2 tRNA genes are annotated in these 512 nt (G+C 55.9%); both read left to right on the forward strand.

Going from position 1 to position 512, the window contains the following annotated elements:
* The first annotated feature begins 136 nt into the window (after positions 1-136).
* Positions 137-213: transfer RNA gene (locus ACFOEV_RS19205), tRNA-Ile, on the forward strand.
* Positions 214-408: 195 nt separating this feature from the next.
* A tRNA-Ala gene (locus tag ACFOEV_RS19210) sits at positions 409-484 on the forward strand.
* The last annotated feature ends 28 nt before the right edge of the window (positions 485-512 follow it).

Here is a 512-nt window from a genome sequence, read left to right on the forward strand (position 1 = left end):
CAAGGTAGCCGTAGGGGAACCTGCGGCTGGATCACCTCCTTAATCGACGCCTTATCCCTTGCCGGCAAGTGCCCACAATGAATTACCTGATCGACCAGAGCAAAGACTGTTTGGGTATAGACCCAGCGTGACCAATGGGTCTGTAGCTCAGTTGGTTAGAGCGCACCCCTGATAAGGGTGAGGTCGGCAGTTCGAGTCTGCCCAGACCCACCATTCTCTCGCTCAGTTGGTTAGAGCGCACCCCTGGGGTGATATAAAGAGGAGGGTGAGGTCGCCGGGTTTCGTTCAAGTCTGCCCAGACCCACCAAGAACAGCTATAAGCCTTAAGCGATAAGCTGTAAGAAAACCCATATAAGGCGCTAGCCGGGGTTAACTTAAAGCTTACGGCTTACCGCTTACCGCTTGAAGGGGGCCTTAGCTCAGCTGGGAGAGCGCCTGCCTTGCACGCAGGAGGTCACCGGTTCGATCCCGGTAGGCTCCACCACGCTCAAGCTTGAAGCCGGAAGCTGGAA

Source organism: Litchfieldella rifensis, assembly GCF_042646605.1.
GTDB lineage: Bacteria > Pseudomonadota > Gammaproteobacteria > Pseudomonadales > Halomonadaceae > Litchfieldella > Litchfieldella rifensis.